Consider the following 15,116-nt stretch of genomic DNA (forward strand, 5'->3'; position numbering starts at 1 on the left):
ACCGCATACACCAGATTTGACTTTAACTCGCTCGTACAAGGCCTGCTTCAGTGCGTCCAGAACGAACTCCGTGCGCGCCGAGCTCGACACGCGCCAGCCGACAATGCGTCGGGCGAACACGTCGATGATAAATGCGACATAGACGAAGCCCTGCCAGCTCGATACATAGGTAAAATCTGACACCCACAGCGCATTGGGCCGTTCGGCCGTGAATTGCCGGTTCACGAGATCCTTCGGGCACGGCGTCGAACCATCGCTCACTGTGGTGCGGACCGTCTTGCCCCGCACCACACCACGCAGGCCCATCTGCTTCATCAGCCGCTCGACCGTGCAGCGCGCCACGACAATGCCTTCGCGCTTCAATTGCGTCCAGACCTTGTCTGCGCCATAGACCTGGAAGTTCTCTTCCCACACCCGCCGGATCTCATCCTTGAGCATCCTGTCGCGCTGAGCCCGCGGCGGCACCAGGTCAGGATGGGCGCGGCGGGCCACATGCGTGTAGTACGTCGACGGCGCGATTGGCAGTACCCTGCAGATCGGCTCGACCCCGTAGACGTGCCGGTGATCATCGATGAACGTGATCATCACTTCGGTCGGCGGTCGAGCTCCGCCTGTGCGAAATACGCTGATGCCTTGCGCAGGATTTCATTAACCTGGCGCAGCTCACGGTTCTCCCTCTCCAGCTCCTTGAGCCGATCCTGTTCGCCGCGATCGACGCGATGACTTTCCACTGCGAGTCGTGATCGCCTTGATGTTCCAGAACCATTCGCACAGCCCGCTCACGAACTTCCGGCGAGTACCGTGGGGACTTCTTCTTGGTATTTTCCATAGCTCCATTTTCTCAAGAAGTGGAGCCTCCGGAAAACCCGGCGCGGTTCAGGCAAGGCAAGGGCGGAGGCAGTTCAGCGCTCAAAGGGAAAAGACAAAGCGTGCGTGAACCCCAACCGATAAGCATTCCTATTTTAATATACACTGTTCGGAGCGTAAGTGGCGCCCCCAGAACGGGCCATCCAGCGCCGGGGCGCTCTGCGCGGGCCACGCTTCCCTTCACGATGAATCCGTCCGATCATGGGGTCCAGCGATAAACTGTGACGCTGTTGCCCTTGACGTTGTTCTTTGTGACCACGTACTCGCCCGTCGATCGAAGGTATGCCCTGATGCCGTACATCGAATCCATCGCGCTGCTGGCGTCCACGGTGCCGGGACTGGTGTTGACCAGCGTGATGTCAAGGTTGCCGGTAGTGAGACCGAAGGCATCGATGTCTGGCCGCTCTGGTCCGCTGATGCCGCTGAACCAGTAGCTGACAAAGAGATAAGCGCCGGCCGCGTCCATTGCCTTGGCGTCTCCGTGGGGGAGGTTGATCACCGGATCGGGTGTGGTAGTGTTGCCCGCGCTCCAGCCGTGGTACACCTCGATGCGCGTGCCAATTGAAGTCCAGTCCGTGCTCCCGACGATGCCCTGCGCGAGAATCATGATGTCGCTGTCTGCGAGGTAGATGATGCGCGCGAGCGGCTGGATGCTCGCGGGAATTCGGATGGGGATGCCCGGGCCCCATGCAGGCTTGCCGCTGCCATCGAAGCCGGTGAGCGGGTAATGGTAGATATCGCCGGTCCTGTCGAGACCTGCCCACACGCCGCCTCTGCTGTCGATGCAAAATCCGTGTGTGACCCGCAGGGTCGTATTGAACGCGGGGCCCGGAATCGATGCGTCCGGAATGGCAATGTAGCCGTTCGACGCGTTGAAATGGAAAAAGTAGAACGTCGAGGGGTTCTGTCCGGACGCCACGAGAATCCGGTTAGCGCCGACGGTAGCGAGTTGTCCGAAATGCTCGTCGCGCGAAATATCGTTCATATTGATGCGCGGATCCGACGGATAGGCGAAAGGATCGACAGTATTCGCGACGAAGGTACCTCCCGCGCGGCCGGTGTAGAGGTTGGTGCCGCCATAGAACAGGGAACCATCCGTGGTCGGGTCGGGAGCGGCAACGCCCTCGAAGTTGAGGGACTGCAGCGTCCACTGGAGGTTGCCCGCCCGTCCATACGAGTGAATGTCGGTGCCACCGTCGCGGCCGAGGTCCCAGCTGCCGCCCCACGGGTTATTGAGCACGTAGAGGTTGCCGGCCGTGTCCTTGCCGATGCCGGCGATGCGGGTGAAGCGCTTCGCGCCAACCTGGCCTTTGATTCCCGTCGTGGTGTCGAGATAACCGCCCGGAATGCCGAATGTACCGGCCAGCGTCGGCGTGCGCGAGAGCGCATAGCGCTTGATGTTCATGTCGGGACCCTCGTCTCCGACCATGAGTTGTCCCGATGACGCATCGAAATAAAGCGCCGATGGGTGCGACCCGCCGGGCATGCGAATGGTATTCAGCAACTGGCCGGTTGGGCTGAACCCGACGATTGTGCCCTCACTCTTCTGTGCGATCCAGACGTTGCCTGCTCCATCCAGCGCGAGAGCGCCCGGGCCCGAGACATTGATGTCCCGCTGCCAGACACCGTCAGTGGTGTAGATCCGAACACGACTACCATAAAAGTCGCTCGCATAGAGGAGTGAGCCCGTAGAGGCAAGTCCGGTGACGACATCGATCCGAGGCTGGTTGTTCGACGCACTGACCTGAATGAAAAGGTCGCGAATCCCAGTCCTGCGATCGTATCGTCCCACCGCACCGCTTCCGTACGAGCTATCGTACTGTAGTGCCGCGAAGACTGACGTGGCATTACCTGCAATGGCGCTGCCCTGAAACTCGCCGTGGGTGCCGATGGAGCCGATGGTGCGGCCGTTCTGGTAGATTGCGACGCCGCCCCCATACTCGTCCCACATGGAGGCCGTGTAAATCGCGCCTTCAGGCGCGACCCACATGGAACGCGCGGCATTGCCCACATGCGCGGCGAGTGTGCCATATGTGTTCGCCAGCCAGTCGGTGGTGTTTTGCGCCGGACCTGCCGGCGCAATCGCGGCAAGCGCTGCGAACAGGAGCGCAGCATGAATTCGTTGTTTCTCGACCATGACTGACGCTCGTCAGAGTGTAGTGAAAGTACGGGAAAATGGCCGGCCCATAGAGGTCGGCGCGTGAGCGTTACTGTAATAAACAACGATGTGGGCGCTTCGAGCTTCCGGGTTGTCGGAAGCGAGAGCGCGGCATTTCCGATCATCTGGCGTTCCCGGTAGGGCCGTGCACGCCATTCACGCAGAAGGCCGGCGAGTGATTCATAGCTGACAACCACGCCCACGTGCGGAGGCAGTGACCACTTCTGTTCGTGCCCGGATCAGATCGAGAACGGCCTCCAACCCCACGTCCGCCGTGCGGCGCTGACCGTATGAACGGCCGACTTCGTCCTGAATCCGTGTTGAACCGCAACCTGCATTTACTCCAGTAACGTGATTTGTGTCCATGATGCCGCCCCGCCGAGCAAGCTGTCTTCGGCCGACGCCTGCGGGCTAGGACACGCAAACTCCGGGCGAGGCTAAGAAGCGACGTGATGGTGATCCGACAGGAATGCTCGTCGGAGTTGGGTTCTGCAGTTTTCTGCAATAGGCCGCCTGCAACTTTCAGAGAACGCTTTAACGCGACAATGTCGACATATGTCGTCGGGAGTTGGACAAACAGGACGACCATCCAGACAATTGATCCCGCCCCTCCAGTGTCCCAGAAACCGTTTTGTATAGGCGTCTGATCCTTCCGAGGATGGAATCGGCGGTGGCCGTCCACATAAACGGGCGTTTATCAGGTTGTACTGATCGACGTAACGTTGGATACTGGAAATCAATTGACGCACGCTCTCGAACGATCCACGACGAATGGCTTGTTGGGTGATTAAGACGGGTGAACCGTCACGGATCTTGTGGAGGCGCCAACTCTTGAGAGTGATTCATCGGGTTTTGCCCGACCCCGAAGGATGAAGCACACCACTGCTGCGGGCGGATCCGGGAAAAATACGATGAGGAGGCAGAGGTGGTCGAGGTCGGCCAGTGCAGACTATTTTAGCCGGCACGACATGCAAAGCACCGTTAAGCGATTGCTAAAACGCCTCACGGATCCTGGCTAACCGGTGCAGCCAGTTTCTTCGTCATAACGCCTTCTTATCAGAATGGATGCGCATATCGTGACGTTGGCTCAGCTATTGCATACGCCCCTGGCCAACCAACAGGGGCGGACTGAAGTGAAGAATAAACAGGGCTGCATACCTCACGAATCGCAGGGAAAGACCCGGCGCGCCGGGCTCGACCTGACATCGGGATGGGCTGATGCAGGAGCTGCGCGGTAAACCTCACCTGCTATGGCGTGCAGTCGATGAGGACGGGACTGAACTGTACATCCTGTTACAGAAGCGCTGCAACAGGACCCTAAGGAGAACACAATGCCAACATCCGGGATCGTCCTGCGTGGACTTGCCGGCAAAAGGCTCGCGCGCATCGCAATAGGGTCACTTCTCGTGATTGCGCCCGCGTTGGCATCCACGTCAGCGGACAAGTTACGGCCCGTAAAGACACAATGGGGCACAGTCAACGAACCGTCACTACCTGCAACCGTCTGCAGGCGGCTCGAAGCATCGCTTGCGCCGGTCAACGGCTCCATCGATATGTGGGACGCGAATGCATCTTCGTCCAATCCGGACACCGCGCGCATCCAAGACGCAATCGACGCCTGTCCGGCAGGCCAAGCGGTTAAGCTTGTCACCGGTGCATCAGGAGATACCGGCTTTCTCAGTGGTCCGCTCAGGCTAAAATCCGGAGTATCGTTGTGGATCGACCGAGGCGTGACGCTATTCGCCTCTCGCAATCCCGCAGACTTCGATAATGGTGCGGGAACGTGCGGTACTGCGACTACATCAAATAAAAAATCTTGCAATCCGCTCATACTTGCACAGACAACTACGGGCAGCGCGATTCTGGGTGACGGGACCATCGACGGTCGTGGTGGCAGCTTGCTCACCAGCGGCGCCAATGCGGGCAGGCGCACCTGGTGGGACGTCGCCTATCAAAACAAGGTCTCCGGACTACACCAGCAAAATCCCCGGCTTGTCCAGGTGACGGGAGGCTCCGCTTTCACACTCTATCGCATCACCTTGCAGAACTCGCCCAATTTCCATGTTGTCACCGATGGCGTTGCGGGAGTAGTCGCATGGAATATAAAGGTCCTGGCACCAAGCTTCGCGTACAGCGTCAGCGGGTATGCTTGTCCCTCTGGCACCACACCTGACCAGAAGACCCCCGCTACATGTTTCACGCCGGACACCGTGAAGAACACTGACGGTTTCGATCCCGCTCAGTCACGCAACGTGTTGCTGGCTTATTCGTATATCAGCACAGGTGACGACCACGTCGCCATCAAGGCTAGTGCATCACCTGGCAGCAAGAACCTGATGTTCGCGCATAACCACTTCTACTATGGACACGGCATGTCGATTGGCAGCGAGACGAATGCGGGAATCAGTAACGTCGCGATCATTGATCTAACGATGGATGGAGGAGACAGTCCAAACGGAAACGGCTTGCGGATCAAGTCTAGTTCGTCGCGAGGTGGCAAGGTGAGCGATGTATCATACAGCGACGTGTGCATGCGCAACGTCGCGGAGCCACTAGTGTTCGACTCGTATTACAGCTCATCGTCAGGCACACTGTACCCGAACTTCCTTCAGATTGCCGTCCACCGATTTCACTATCTCGGCAGCAAGAAGTATGGGGGCGGACGGCTGACATTCTCGGGGTATGAAAACAAGAAGCAGAAGAATCCACTCGTGATCAGCCTGGACAACGTGGTGTTCGATGATAATCAGCCAGCTCTCGCGGAAAGTTTTGCAACGCACTATGCGCTCGGCCCCGGCCCAGTGAGCTTTTCTGACAAGATTGTGACCTCAACGTCCAGGGACGTTCAGGTATCCGGATCACCCGGTCAAGCTGCGCCAGTCGATTGCAGCGGCGCCTTCATTCCCCTCAATGCCGTGGTTCAGGCTTCACCTATCTGATTTGGTCCTTGTTTATTCGTTTATGCTTTACTCCATTCCGAGGCACAGGCTTAGCGGATGTAGGGACTTCCCCGTCCCGAGGCTGCGGCGGAAGCCGCGAGTCGGCATCAATGTGCCACGATGACGTTGCGAACGTTCAGCGACACCAGCGAGAGAGGAAGTCCCTTTCATTCTCCAGGTTCTGTTCACATTCTCACGAGCGGTCCAAAGGCACAGACAAGCGAAGCGAAGGCGAGATAGTTCCCTGCGAGCTTGTCGTAGCGAGTGACGACACGACGAAAATGTTTGATACGACTGCAAAAGCGTTCGACGATGTTCCGGGTCCGATACAGCACGCGGCTATAGCGACGCTTGGTCTTCAGGTTCGAACGCGGCGGGATTACGGCCTTCGCACGAGTAGTGCGGATACTTTCCACAAAGGCGTTCGAGTCGTAGCCCTTGTCAGCGATGACCGCACCGGTGCGCAGATGCTCAACCAGTTCGTTCCCGCACGTAATATCGGAAACCTGTCCCTCGGTGGCAATCAACCGCAGGGGGCGTCCGGCGTCATCGACAGCCAGGTGCAACTTGGTGGTCAATCCATCTCGCGAGCGACCGAGCGCTTGCGGACCGTTTTTTTTCGAGCTCCGGACGAATGCTGGTGCGCGCGCACGATGGTCGAATCGATCAACACATGCTTGATCTCGGTTTCGTCGGCCACAGCGTGGACGGTTTCCCACACACCCTTGCGACGCCACCGGGAGAAACGCACGTACACCGATGCCATCTGCCGAACGCCTTCGGCAAATCGCGCCACGGGCAGCCGTCCGGCCGATCCAGAGGACAGCTTCAACAAACCGACGATTGTCGGTCGCCGTTCGCCCTGGATCGCCTTCCCTGCCGGGCAAGACGGATTCGATTCGTGCCCATACATCATCGCTCAGTAACGTTCCAACCATCTTGGCCTGCTCGCGCAAAAGACAAGATGTACTCACATTTACATCGAATGTAAACAGACCCTGGTCGTGGAGTTCATTGCATCATGGAATTGGAACCCGGAAGCTGGCTCATCGAACCTGGGCGTTGGCGCAACTTTTTGGGGACAGCTCTCATCACTGTCCTGCTCGGCGCGTGTGGTGGCGACAACGGGGGGTACGCCCCGCAAAGCCAGTCTCGCACCGACAGCGTCAATAACGCGACGGCGAAACCTTTCTCTTCAAGATCGCCTATCTGGCTGACGATCGCTGACGAGGGCGACGCGCTCACTGTAGACGCCGCGCAGACCGTGCGCTTTGGTGCAGGCGCCGTCTGGGTCGAGAAAACCGTAAATGATTCAGGGCGATGTGACTCTGGCTTCTTTGGGAAGAATCCGCTCTCCGGTGCGCCGAAGGTTTGCCAACGGCTTCAGAGCACTCGCGGTCTGCTCTGGCGTGGCGTCAGTTTGGCCGGCGCCGAGTTCGCGCCTGGCAGCCTACCGGGCAACTATGGCAGTGACTATAGGTATCCGACTGCCGACAGTGTGGCTTACTACAAGAACAAAGGTATGAACATTGTGCGTCTGCCTTTTCTCTGGGAGCGGCTGCAGCCGACCCTCAACGGACCGTTTGATGTCACAGAGCTGTCACGCCTTGTCGCCTTCGTCAAACCCGTGACGGCGTCCGGCGAGACCGTAGTGTTAGATCCACACAACTATGCACGCTATCGCGGCAATGTGATTGGCTCGAGCGCCGTACCTGATAGCGCCTACGCCGATTTCTGGTCGCGCCTCGCATCCCAATTCAAGGACAATAAGCGAGTTGTGTTCGGGCTGATGAACGAGCCGAATTCCATGCCGACCGAGCAATGGCTATCAGCGGCCAACGCCGCGTTGGCCGCGATACGCGCTGCCGGCGCGAGCAATATGGTGTTCGTACCCGGTAATGCGTGGACGGGGGCGCATAGTTGGACCCAGAACTGGTACGGCACTCCCAATGCAACGGTGATGAAGGACGTTAGGGATCCGGGGAACAACTTCGTGTTCGAGGTGCATCAATATCTCGACAGCAACAGCGCGGGAAGTTCGCCAGATTGTGTGAGCGCCAGCATCGGCGTAGAGCGTCTGCAAGACTTCACCACGTGGTTGGAAAGTAACGGTTACCATGGGTTCCTCGGAGAAATCGGCACGGGTGCAAACGATACCTGCAACCAGGCTCTTGGCAATGTGTTGGCATTCCTGCACGGGAACGCCCATGTGTGGACAGGATTTGCATATTGGGCAGGTGGTCCGCTATGGGGCAACTATCCATATTCGATTGAACCAACCAATGGGGTCGACAAGCCGCAGATGTTCGTGTTGATGCCATATCTGAATCAGGCCTCAGACTAGAGAATGAAAGATCCTCTCAGGGGCTTTGTCCGGATGGGTACGAGTTCCCGTGCCATGGACGCGACTATGCATTTTTGACGCAAACCGGTTGGTTTTGTCGCAATAACGCGGTCAAGTAAAATCCGCCGACGACAACGCATGAGAAGCATGATGACAAAGACGAAGACGCCATGCAAGAGGCTGCCCGCTGGCATTGGCAAGGTACTGAAGCGGCGGCACTACCCGCTGGACGTGATCCTGCTGTGCGTCCGGTGGTACGTGGCGTACTCACTGAGCCTACGAAACCTCGAAGAAATGATGGCCGAGCGGGGTGTCGAGGTGGACCATTCGAGCGTGCACCGGTGGGTTATCAAGCTGCTGCCGGTGTTTGAAAAAGCATTGCGCAAACGCAAACGGCCTGTCGGCAAGAGCCGACGCGTCGATGAGACCTATGTCAAGGTCAAAGGCCATTGGAAATACTTGTACCGTGCCGTGGACAAGGCGGGCAACACGGTGGATTTCCAGCTGCGCGCCCATCGGGACAAGGCCGCGGCGCGCCGCTACTTCGAGAAGGCGATTGAACAGAACGGCGAGCCCGAGACAATCACCGTGGACAGGAGTGGCGCCAATCTGGCTGCGCTTGAAGCGCTCAATGCCGAGCGTTTAACGCCGATCAAGGTCCGGCAAAACAAATACCTAAACAACGTCGTCGAGCAGGATCACCGTGCCATCAAACGCATCATCAAACCGATGATGGGCTTCAAGGATTTCCGGTGTGCGCGCATCATCCTTTCGGGCATCGAGGTGATGCACATGATCCGCAAAGGACAGATGTGTGACGATGGCGTCGCCTCGACTGCAGCCGAACAATTCTATTCTCTCGTGATGTAAGCAATCCTCTTCACCTTAGGCGCCTGATCGCCGCATCGTCCTTAACGCGACACAACCTCGCATTCAGGCCCGCCTCGTCGGAGACGTTGTCCTCGGTGATCGCGATCTGGTGGACATTCATCTCCGGTCGATCGACAGATGCATCTTGGCCACGGCGTCTGGCTCGCGTCGCGCCCGTACTTTTGCCGATGCCATTCGCTGGCCCGGCCAAAAGTTCATGCCGCTGCTGTCGACGATCAGGCTGATGGCTTCGCCGTTGCGCAGGCGTTCGGCCACGCGAGCGCAGCGTTGTTTGACCTGAACCTCGAGCGTGCGGAACCGCTCGCTCACAAGCCCGAAACTCGGTACCCCGATGTCGAGTCCGCGCAGCGCCCAGAATTCGTGTGCGTATTCCACGCCAAACCGAACGCTGATTCCACAGCAAACCGAACGCTGATTCCACAGCAAACCGAGCACGGATTCCACAGCAAGGCGAGCGCCGATTCCACGGCAAACCGAGCAGGGATTCCACGACTGCCCGAGCGCGAATTCCACGCGTAACCGAGCAGTAAGCTGGGCAGACGGCGACGCGGATAACCATGGCACGCTCGACGATTTTGTCGGGCGGCCGAATGTCGAATAAATGTAACCGCGAATTTAAGCACACCGTAGCGAGAAGCTTTCGCGATGGGAGGTCGAGCAGGGCCGCATCGCGGCGATCGAAGTCGATCAGCGATGTCCTGACGTTGGGAGATGTGAGTTTGATGACGCACGGACGGATGGTCCGCGCCTCATCGGGTGTCTCTCAGACGGTGGATGCCCCGGATTTCTGTTGTTTCGCGTAGTTGAACGGCAGCAGGTCCGTGACGTCGGCGTCCGGTGCGCGCTGCGGTAGTTCCTTGAGCACGTGCAGCACGTACGCGTAGGGCTCGACGTTGCACGCGCGGCATGTGAGCATCAGGCTGAACACCATCGCGCTCGCCTTTGCACCCTCAACCGTGTCGCTGAACAGCCACGATCTTCTCGAAGTGGCAAACGGCCTGATGTCGCGCTCAAGGACGTTGTTATCTACGCCGACGCGCCCGTCGGTGACGTAACGGCTGAGATATTCCCACTGGTTACGCGTGTAACTGATCGCCTTGCCCAGCAGACTTTCGGGCAGTACCAGCGGCGCCTTTTCATCCAGCCATTCTCTGAAGGCTTCCAGCAGCGGTACGCTGTGCTGCAATCGCAGCCGGTAGCGGTAATCTGCTGGCGTCTCGCTTTCCGGGATATCGGCGCGAGCAAGCGTCTCGACCTGATACAGCGCCCTGAAGTATTCGAGCGCCTGGTGAACGAGGGTGCCCGTTTTCTTTTTACTGCCTTTGTGCGCATCGACGAACAGCCGGCGCGCGTGCGCCAGACATCCGAAGTGCGTCACGCCTTTGAGCGTACGCCACGCGGCATAGCCATCGGTCAACAACATGCCTTCATAGCCGGCCAGGAAGGCTTGCGGGTACGCCTGGCCACGCCCGGGCTGGTAATCGAACAGCACCACCGGCTGCTCGCAATCCTCGGCGCTACGGAACACCCACATGTACGAGTTGCTCTGCGGTGTCGAGTTAAAGTCAAATCTGGTGTATGCGGTCTCGGCGTAATCAGGCGGCTAGCGATTGCTGAGCCGGTGTGCTGTCGGTCACCGGTTCTCCATCCTTGAACGTCATCCCGTCAAGCATCGAAGTGAGCTTTTCCGGGGCGCGGATGCGCCGCCACGATTCTTCGGCCGACTCGATCAGCTTGAACGCCAGCCCGAGGAACGTCGCGCGCGATACACAGTTGCGCGTGCGTTTCGTGCGATGGCGCACCGTCGCAAAGGTCGATTCAATCGGGTTCGTGGTGCGCAGATGCTGCCAGTGTTCAGCCGCGAAATCGTAAAACGCGAGCAGCTCGTCACGATCTTCCGTCAGCTTTTCGGCGACCTTCGGGTACTTTGCCGAGTACGCGTCGACGAAGTGATTGAATGCGGCCAGTGCATCAGCGCGCGTGGCCGCCATCCAGATGTCCTGCATCGCCTTCTTGCCTCGAGCCTGCTGCGATTTCGGCAGCGCATTGAGCACGTTACCCATCTTGTGAAACCAGCAGCGCTGATGCTTCGTCTGCGGGAACACTTCCTCCATCGCGGCCCAGAATCCCATCGCGCCATCGCCGCAGGCCAGCAGTGGCCCCGACGGCAGGCCGCGCTTCTTCAGATCGAGCAGCAGTGCGCTCCACGATGCCTTCGATTCCCGGTAGCCGTCACCGATGGCCACACGTTCCTTCGTCCCGTCCGGTTTGACGCCAATGATCACCAGCAGGCACTGGCCGTCGGAATCGTCGCTGCGCACACCGGTGTGAATGCCGTCGGCCCACCAGTAGACCCAGCGCGCCGACGACAGCTCACGCCGATTCCACTGCTCATGCTCATCGGCCCATTGGGCCTTCAGCCGGCTCACGACGTTCGGCGACATGCCGCTGACCTGGCCGCCCAGCATGATGCCCATAGCTTCGCTCATGTCGCCCGTCGAGATGCCTCGCAGGTACAGCCACGGCAGCGCTGCCGACACGCGCGCGGACTTGCGCACGTACGGCGGCACGATCGTCGAATTGAACCGGATGCCCCAGCCCGAACGATCCCGCACCTTCGGCACCTGAACCGTCACCGGACCGATCGCTGTGACGACCTCGCGCTCGGGCAGGTAGCCGTTGCGCACCACGGCACGCCGGCCGTCGATCGACTTCACGTTGCTGTACTGTTCGAGCATGGTCGCCGGTTCCACCTCGACTGCCTGCTGAATGATCTGCCGCGCGCCTTGCTGGATCAGCTCATCTAGCACGCTTTTCGTTTGCGCTTTACTGCTGTTCGCTTCTTGCGTAATCTTCTTCATGGTGGTCGGGTCCGGCCTTCTCGGGTTCGCTGGTTGTGCCTTTGACAAGCAACATTCTCGCTAGACCGCCACCGCCTTCTCAAATTCCCGCCGCTCCCGCTGTACACCAGATTCGACAATAGCTCCTGCGCAACCAGCCGCGACGGTAAGGGTGGACGTTGCGATGCGCGCACAGGCTCTCGGCGCACCGGCGCAACCGATGGTTCAGACTTCACGGACAGTGCGGACTCGACACTGTCAACTTCGACTACAGGAGCAAACGCGGTTAGTCCTTCTTCGCGCACGGGTCGGGCCGCAGCATTACCCTTCTCCTGATGTTTGCGGACCCACTTGCGCAGCAGGTTCGCATTCACACCAGCCTTCAGCGCCAGACCTGCCAGGGATGCGCCCGGTTGCAGGCAGGCGTCGATCAGTGCCTGTTTTGCCTGCTCGTCGTAATAGTGCCGCTGCCCATCGTCGCTCACGCCAACAGGCTCAAGCTTCGGGAAGTCGCGATTCTCACTCATGAGGTGTCCACCTGTTCAAAAGAGGTGGACGCATGTTGCCCTCTTGCAACTCCGGAATCCACGTGCTGCAGATTTAGCGCTTACGAATAAATGGTTATCCATGCGTCAGATCAGGGAAGTGCTGCGCCTGCGCTTCGTATGTGAACGTAGCCAGCGCGAGATCGCGACGACGATCGGCGCTTCGAGCGCGACGGTCTGGGACTACCTGGACCGTGCGCGGCGTGCGCAACTGGACTTCGGGAAGGCGATGTCGCTGGATGACGCGGCGCTTGAGGCGCTGCTGTTTCCGCCGCCGCCGCCGTTGAGCCGGACACGCCCTCTGCCCAACTGGGCGCTTGTGCATCGCGAGCTTGGCCGGCGAGGCGTAACGCTGGACCTGCCCTGGAACGAGTACAAGGCCCAGGAGCCCGAGGGTTACGGCTACGATTGGTTCTGCAAGCACTACGAGCGCTGGGCGGCGGCCCTGCCGGTCACGCTCCGCCAGTCACACACTCCGGGCGAGAAGCTGTTCATCGACCACTCGGGCAACAGGCCGGGCATCGTTGATCCGCACACACCGGCGAGATCCGCGAGGCGGAACTGTTCGTCGCGACGCTCGGCGCATCGAACTACACCTATGCCGAGGTCACCTGGACCCAGCAGCTTGAGGACTGGATCGGTTCGCATGTGCGCGCACTGAACTTCATCGGCGGTTGTGTTGAGATCCTGGTGCCCGACAACCTGAAGTCCGGCGTACATAAGGCCGACTTCTACGATCCGGTTCTGAACCGGGCATACGGCGAGATGGCTGCCCATTACTCGATGGCGATCATCCCGGCACGCAAACGTCGGCCCCGCGATAAGGCGAAGGTAGAGCAGTCGGTGCTCCTGGCACAGCGCTGGATTCTGGCCCGGCTGCGCAACCAGCGGCTATTCAGCCTCGACGAAGCCAATCGGGCAATCGCAGCGCTGCTCGTCGAACTGAACAACAGGCCGTTCAAGAAGCTGCCCGGCTGCCGCCGCAGCGCCTTCGAGGAACTTGATCGCCCGGCACTTCGCCCTTGCCAGAAAGGCCTTACCAGTACGCGCAGTGGAAGGTTGCCCGCGTCGGCATCGATTACCACGTCGAACTCGACGAACACTATTACTCGGTCTCGTACTGCCATGCCCGGGAGCAGGTCGACGTGCGCCATACGAAGACAACTGTCGAGATCTTCCTGCGCGGTCAGCGTATTGCCGCGCATGCGAAGAGCGAGCGGCGTGGCCATCACACCACGATCGCTGCGCACATGCCTCCGAATCATCGGGCTGCCACCACGGAGTGGAATCCGCAACGGCTGATCGACTGGGCCACCGACATCGGTCCGCACACCGCTGCGGTCATCGAACACCTGCTCGGCGGTCGCCAGCATCCGCAGCAGGCTTACCGCGCCTGCCTAGGCGTGCTGCGCATGGGCAAGGACTACGGCCGTACGCGGCTGGAAGCCGCCTGCCAGCGTGCCATTGATCTGAAAGCGCCGAGCTACCGGTTCATCGCCTCAACGTTGAAGAATGGTCTGGAGAGCAAGGCCGATGCTCCCGTCGGCCAGACCGAACTGCCGCTCGTGCACGCCAACGTGCGCGGGCCGTCCTACTACCACTGAAAGAAGATCATCGACATGCTGCATCACCCCACCGTTGAGCGGCTGCACGAGCTGCGCCTGTTCGGCATGGCCGCGGCGCTGGCCGACCAGCAATCCCAGAACAGCATCGATCAGCTCGGCCTCGAGGAGCGCCTCGGGCTGCTCGTCGAACGCGAAGTAAGCGAACGCGAGTCACGCCTTCTCACGGCGCGGCTGCGCCGCGCGAAGCTGCGCTTCCCTGACGCGGTACCCGAAGACATCAACTACCGCGAGCCCCGCGGACTCGACCGCGCTCTACTCGCCCGACTGCTCACTGGCGAATGGATCCGGGCGCACCAGAACGTGATTCTGGTCGCGCCGACCGAATACGCGACATAATGCTCACCTCGCCACGTCACTGAAGTTCAAGGGGAATTTGCTGCGGGTCTTCTGGTAGCGGGCGCCGCGACGCACCGAACGAACCCCTCTGTACCTCAGAGAGCTGCAGATCGGCAGCCTTGATGACCCAGGGAGCGCCCTTGCAGGCCTGTGAGGCGTCGAGCGTACCGGAGCTTATCAATCGCAATACTGTCATCTTGCTCACGCTCAATAAGTTGGCGGCTTGCTCCAGTGTCAGTTCGCCCCGTTCACTTCGATCGAACGCTGTCGCAGAAGCGACAATTCCATCTCTGACATCGTACCCTTCATTCCCAGGAGCATCCGATCATTGATACCGCGAGGGTCATACGATCAGTCATGTTGATGCCCTCATCTGTTTGCTCGCGGGGCGATAACGAGATGGTCCCGCACCCCTGATTTGAGTTCCTGCAGTGCAGCGATGCTCTCTGCGGTGTCCGGAAACAGGAACCGCTTGTCGTGCGGGTCGCGCTCTGCCTTGATGACGCCGCTGTGAATGCGCCGCTTGACCCACGAGGTCGAAACCTGCAAGCATTGTGCAACATCGGCCATC

At 59.6% G+C, this 15,116-nt stretch carries 10 protein-coding genes, 5 pseudogenes and 1 other annotated feature; of the genes and pseudogenes, 6 read left to right on the forward strand and 9 right to left on the reverse strand.

From position 1 onward, the window contains the following. Positions 1-9: 9 nt before the first annotated feature. Both QFZ94_RS41735 and QFZ94_RS41740 read right to left on the reverse strand, forming a co-directional pair. Positions 10-829 (reverse strand): annotated as a pseudogene (locus tag QFZ94_RS41735) (IS3 family transposase); the annotation flags it as partial. Further along, positions 511-627: a sequence feature (AL1L pseudoknot), on the reverse strand. Its footprint overlaps the pseudogene before it by 117 nt. Before the next feature lie 237 nt (positions 830-1,066). Continuing rightward, positions 1,067-3,004, reverse strand: coding sequence for an SMP-30/gluconolactonase/LRE family protein (locus QFZ94_RS41740; RefSeq protein ID WP_429463874.1), 1,938 nt, complete (start codon positions 3,002-3,004; stop codon positions 1,067-1,069). 1,245 nt (positions 3,005-4,249) lie between these two features. On the opposite strand from QFZ94_RS41740, the pseudogene QFZ94_RS41745 reads away from it, so the two are divergent. Together QFZ94_RS41745 and QFZ94_RS41750 are read left to right on the forward strand one after the other, a co-directional pair. Continuing rightward, positions 4,250-4,330, forward strand: a pseudogene (locus QFZ94_RS41745) (IS6 family transposase); the annotation flags it as partial. A gap of 26 nt (positions 4,331-4,356) precedes the next feature. Beyond that, complete coding sequence (locus tag QFZ94_RS41750) at positions 4,357-5,964, forward strand: glycoside hydrolase family 28 protein (protein ID WP_429463876.1); 1,608 nt, start codon at positions 4,357-4,359, stop codon at positions 5,962-5,964. Positions 5,965-6,149: 185 nt separating this feature from the next. On the opposite strand, the gene QFZ94_RS41755 is transcribed toward QFZ94_RS41750, so the two are convergent. Continuing rightward, complete coding sequence (locus QFZ94_RS41755; RefSeq protein ID WP_429464312.1) at positions 6,150-6,902, reverse strand: IS5 family transposase; 753 nt, start codon at positions 6,900-6,902, stop codon at positions 6,150-6,152. 83 nt (positions 6,903-6,985) lie between these two features. Here QFZ94_RS41755 and QFZ94_RS41760 point away from each other — a divergent pair, with 83 nt between their 5' ends. After that, positions 6,986-8,308 (forward strand): glycoside hydrolase family 5 protein, encoded by a 1,323-nt coding sequence (locus QFZ94_RS41760; protein ID WP_429463879.1) that lies wholly within the window; start codon positions 6,986-6,988, stop codon positions 8,306-8,308. 147 nt (positions 8,309-8,455) lie between these two features. After that, positions 8,456-9,178: an IS6 family transposase gene (locus tag QFZ94_RS41765; RefSeq protein ID WP_429464314.1), complete on the forward strand. Its 723-nt coding sequence runs from the start codon at positions 8,456-8,458 to the stop codon at positions 9,176-9,178. Between the two features lie 117 nt (positions 9,179-9,295). Here the strand turns inward: QFZ94_RS41765 and QFZ94_RS41770 are convergent, their stop codons facing one another. The 4 genes and pseudogenes from QFZ94_RS41770 to QFZ94_RS41785 form a co-directional block, all read right to left on the reverse strand. Next, the gene (locus QFZ94_RS41770; protein WP_429463880.1) at positions 9,296-9,712 is read right to left on the reverse strand and encodes a hypothetical protein; all 417 of its coding nucleotides are present in this window, start codon (positions 9,710-9,712) and stop codon (positions 9,296-9,298) included. 250 nt (positions 9,713-9,962) lie between these two features. Further along, positions 9,963-10,775 (reverse strand): annotated as a pseudogene (gene tnpC / locus QFZ94_RS41775) (IS66 family transposase); the annotation flags it as partial. A 19-nt stretch (positions 10,776-10,794) separates the two neighbouring features. After that, positions 10,795-12,060: an IS256 family transposase gene (locus tag QFZ94_RS41780; protein ID WP_429463882.1), complete on the reverse strand. Its 1,266-nt coding sequence runs from the start codon at positions 12,058-12,060 to the stop codon at positions 10,795-10,797. Then, on the reverse strand, positions 12,057-12,566 hold the full coding sequence (locus QFZ94_RS41785; RefSeq protein WP_429463884.1) for a transposase: 510 nt from the start codon (positions 12,564-12,566) through the stop codon (positions 12,057-12,059). Before QFZ94_RS41785 ends, QFZ94_RS41780 begins: the two co-directional genes overlap by 4 nt. Before the next feature lie 100 nt (positions 12,567-12,666). On the opposite strand from QFZ94_RS41785, the pseudogene istA reads away from it, so the two are divergent. Both istA and QFZ94_RS41795 read left to right on the forward strand, forming a co-directional pair. Then, positions 12,667-14,188: pseudogene (gene istA, locus QFZ94_RS41790) on the forward strand (IS21 family transposase). Between the two features lie 15 nt (positions 14,189-14,203). Continuing rightward, positions 14,204-14,530, forward strand: a pseudogene (locus tag QFZ94_RS41795) (ATP-binding protein); the annotation flags it as partial. Between the two features lie 31 nt (positions 14,531-14,561). Here the strand turns inward: QFZ94_RS41795 and QFZ94_RS41800 are convergent. Then, positions 14,562-14,828: a helix-turn-helix domain-containing protein gene (locus tag QFZ94_RS41800; RefSeq protein ID WP_429464315.1), complete on the reverse strand. Its 267-nt coding sequence runs from the start codon at positions 14,826-14,828 to the stop codon at positions 14,562-14,564. A gap of 86 nt (positions 14,829-14,914) precedes the next feature. Continuing rightward, on the reverse strand, positions 14,915-15,115 hold the full coding sequence (locus QFZ94_RS41805; RefSeq protein WP_429463886.1) for a hypothetical protein: 201 nt from the start codon (positions 15,113-15,115) through the stop codon (positions 14,915-14,917). Position 15,116: the final 1 nt, after the last annotated feature.

The organism is Paraburkholderia sp. JPY465 (assembly GCF_050436725.1).
GTDB classification, from domain to species: Bacteria; Pseudomonadota; Gammaproteobacteria; order Burkholderiales; family Burkholderiaceae; genus Paraburkholderia; species Paraburkholderia youngii.

Coding starts and splice junctions, on each gene's coding strand:
- QFZ94_RS41750 (WP_429463876.1), top strand. CDS start 4,357: ATGCCAACATCCGGGATCGTCCTGCGTGGACTTGCCGGCAAAAGGCTC.
- QFZ94_RS41755 (WP_429464312.1), bottom strand. CDS start 6,902: ATGGTTGGAACGTTACTGAGCGATGATGTATGGGCACGAATCGAATCC.
- QFZ94_RS41785 (WP_429463884.1), bottom strand. CDS start 12,566: ATGAGTGAGAATCGCGACTTCCCGAAGCTTGAGCCTGTTGGCGTGAGC.
- QFZ94_RS41780 (WP_429463882.1), bottom strand. CDS start 12,060: ATGAAGAAGATTACGCAAGAAGCGAACAGCAGTAAAGCGCAAACGAAA.
- QFZ94_RS41760 (WP_429463879.1), top strand. CDS start 6,986: ATGGAATTGGAACCCGGAAGCTGGCTCATCGAACCTGGGCGTTGGCGC.
- QFZ94_RS41740 (WP_429463874.1), bottom strand. CDS start 3,004: ATGGTCGAGAAACAACGAATTCATGCTGCGCTCCTGTTCGCAGCGCTT.
- QFZ94_RS41805 (WP_429463886.1), bottom strand. CDS start 15,115: ATGGCCGATGTTGCACAATGCTTGCAGGTTTCGACCTCGTGGGTCAAG.
- QFZ94_RS41765 (WP_429464314.1), top strand. CDS start 8,456: ATGATGACAAAGACGAAGACGCCATGCAAGAGGCTGCCCGCTGGCATT.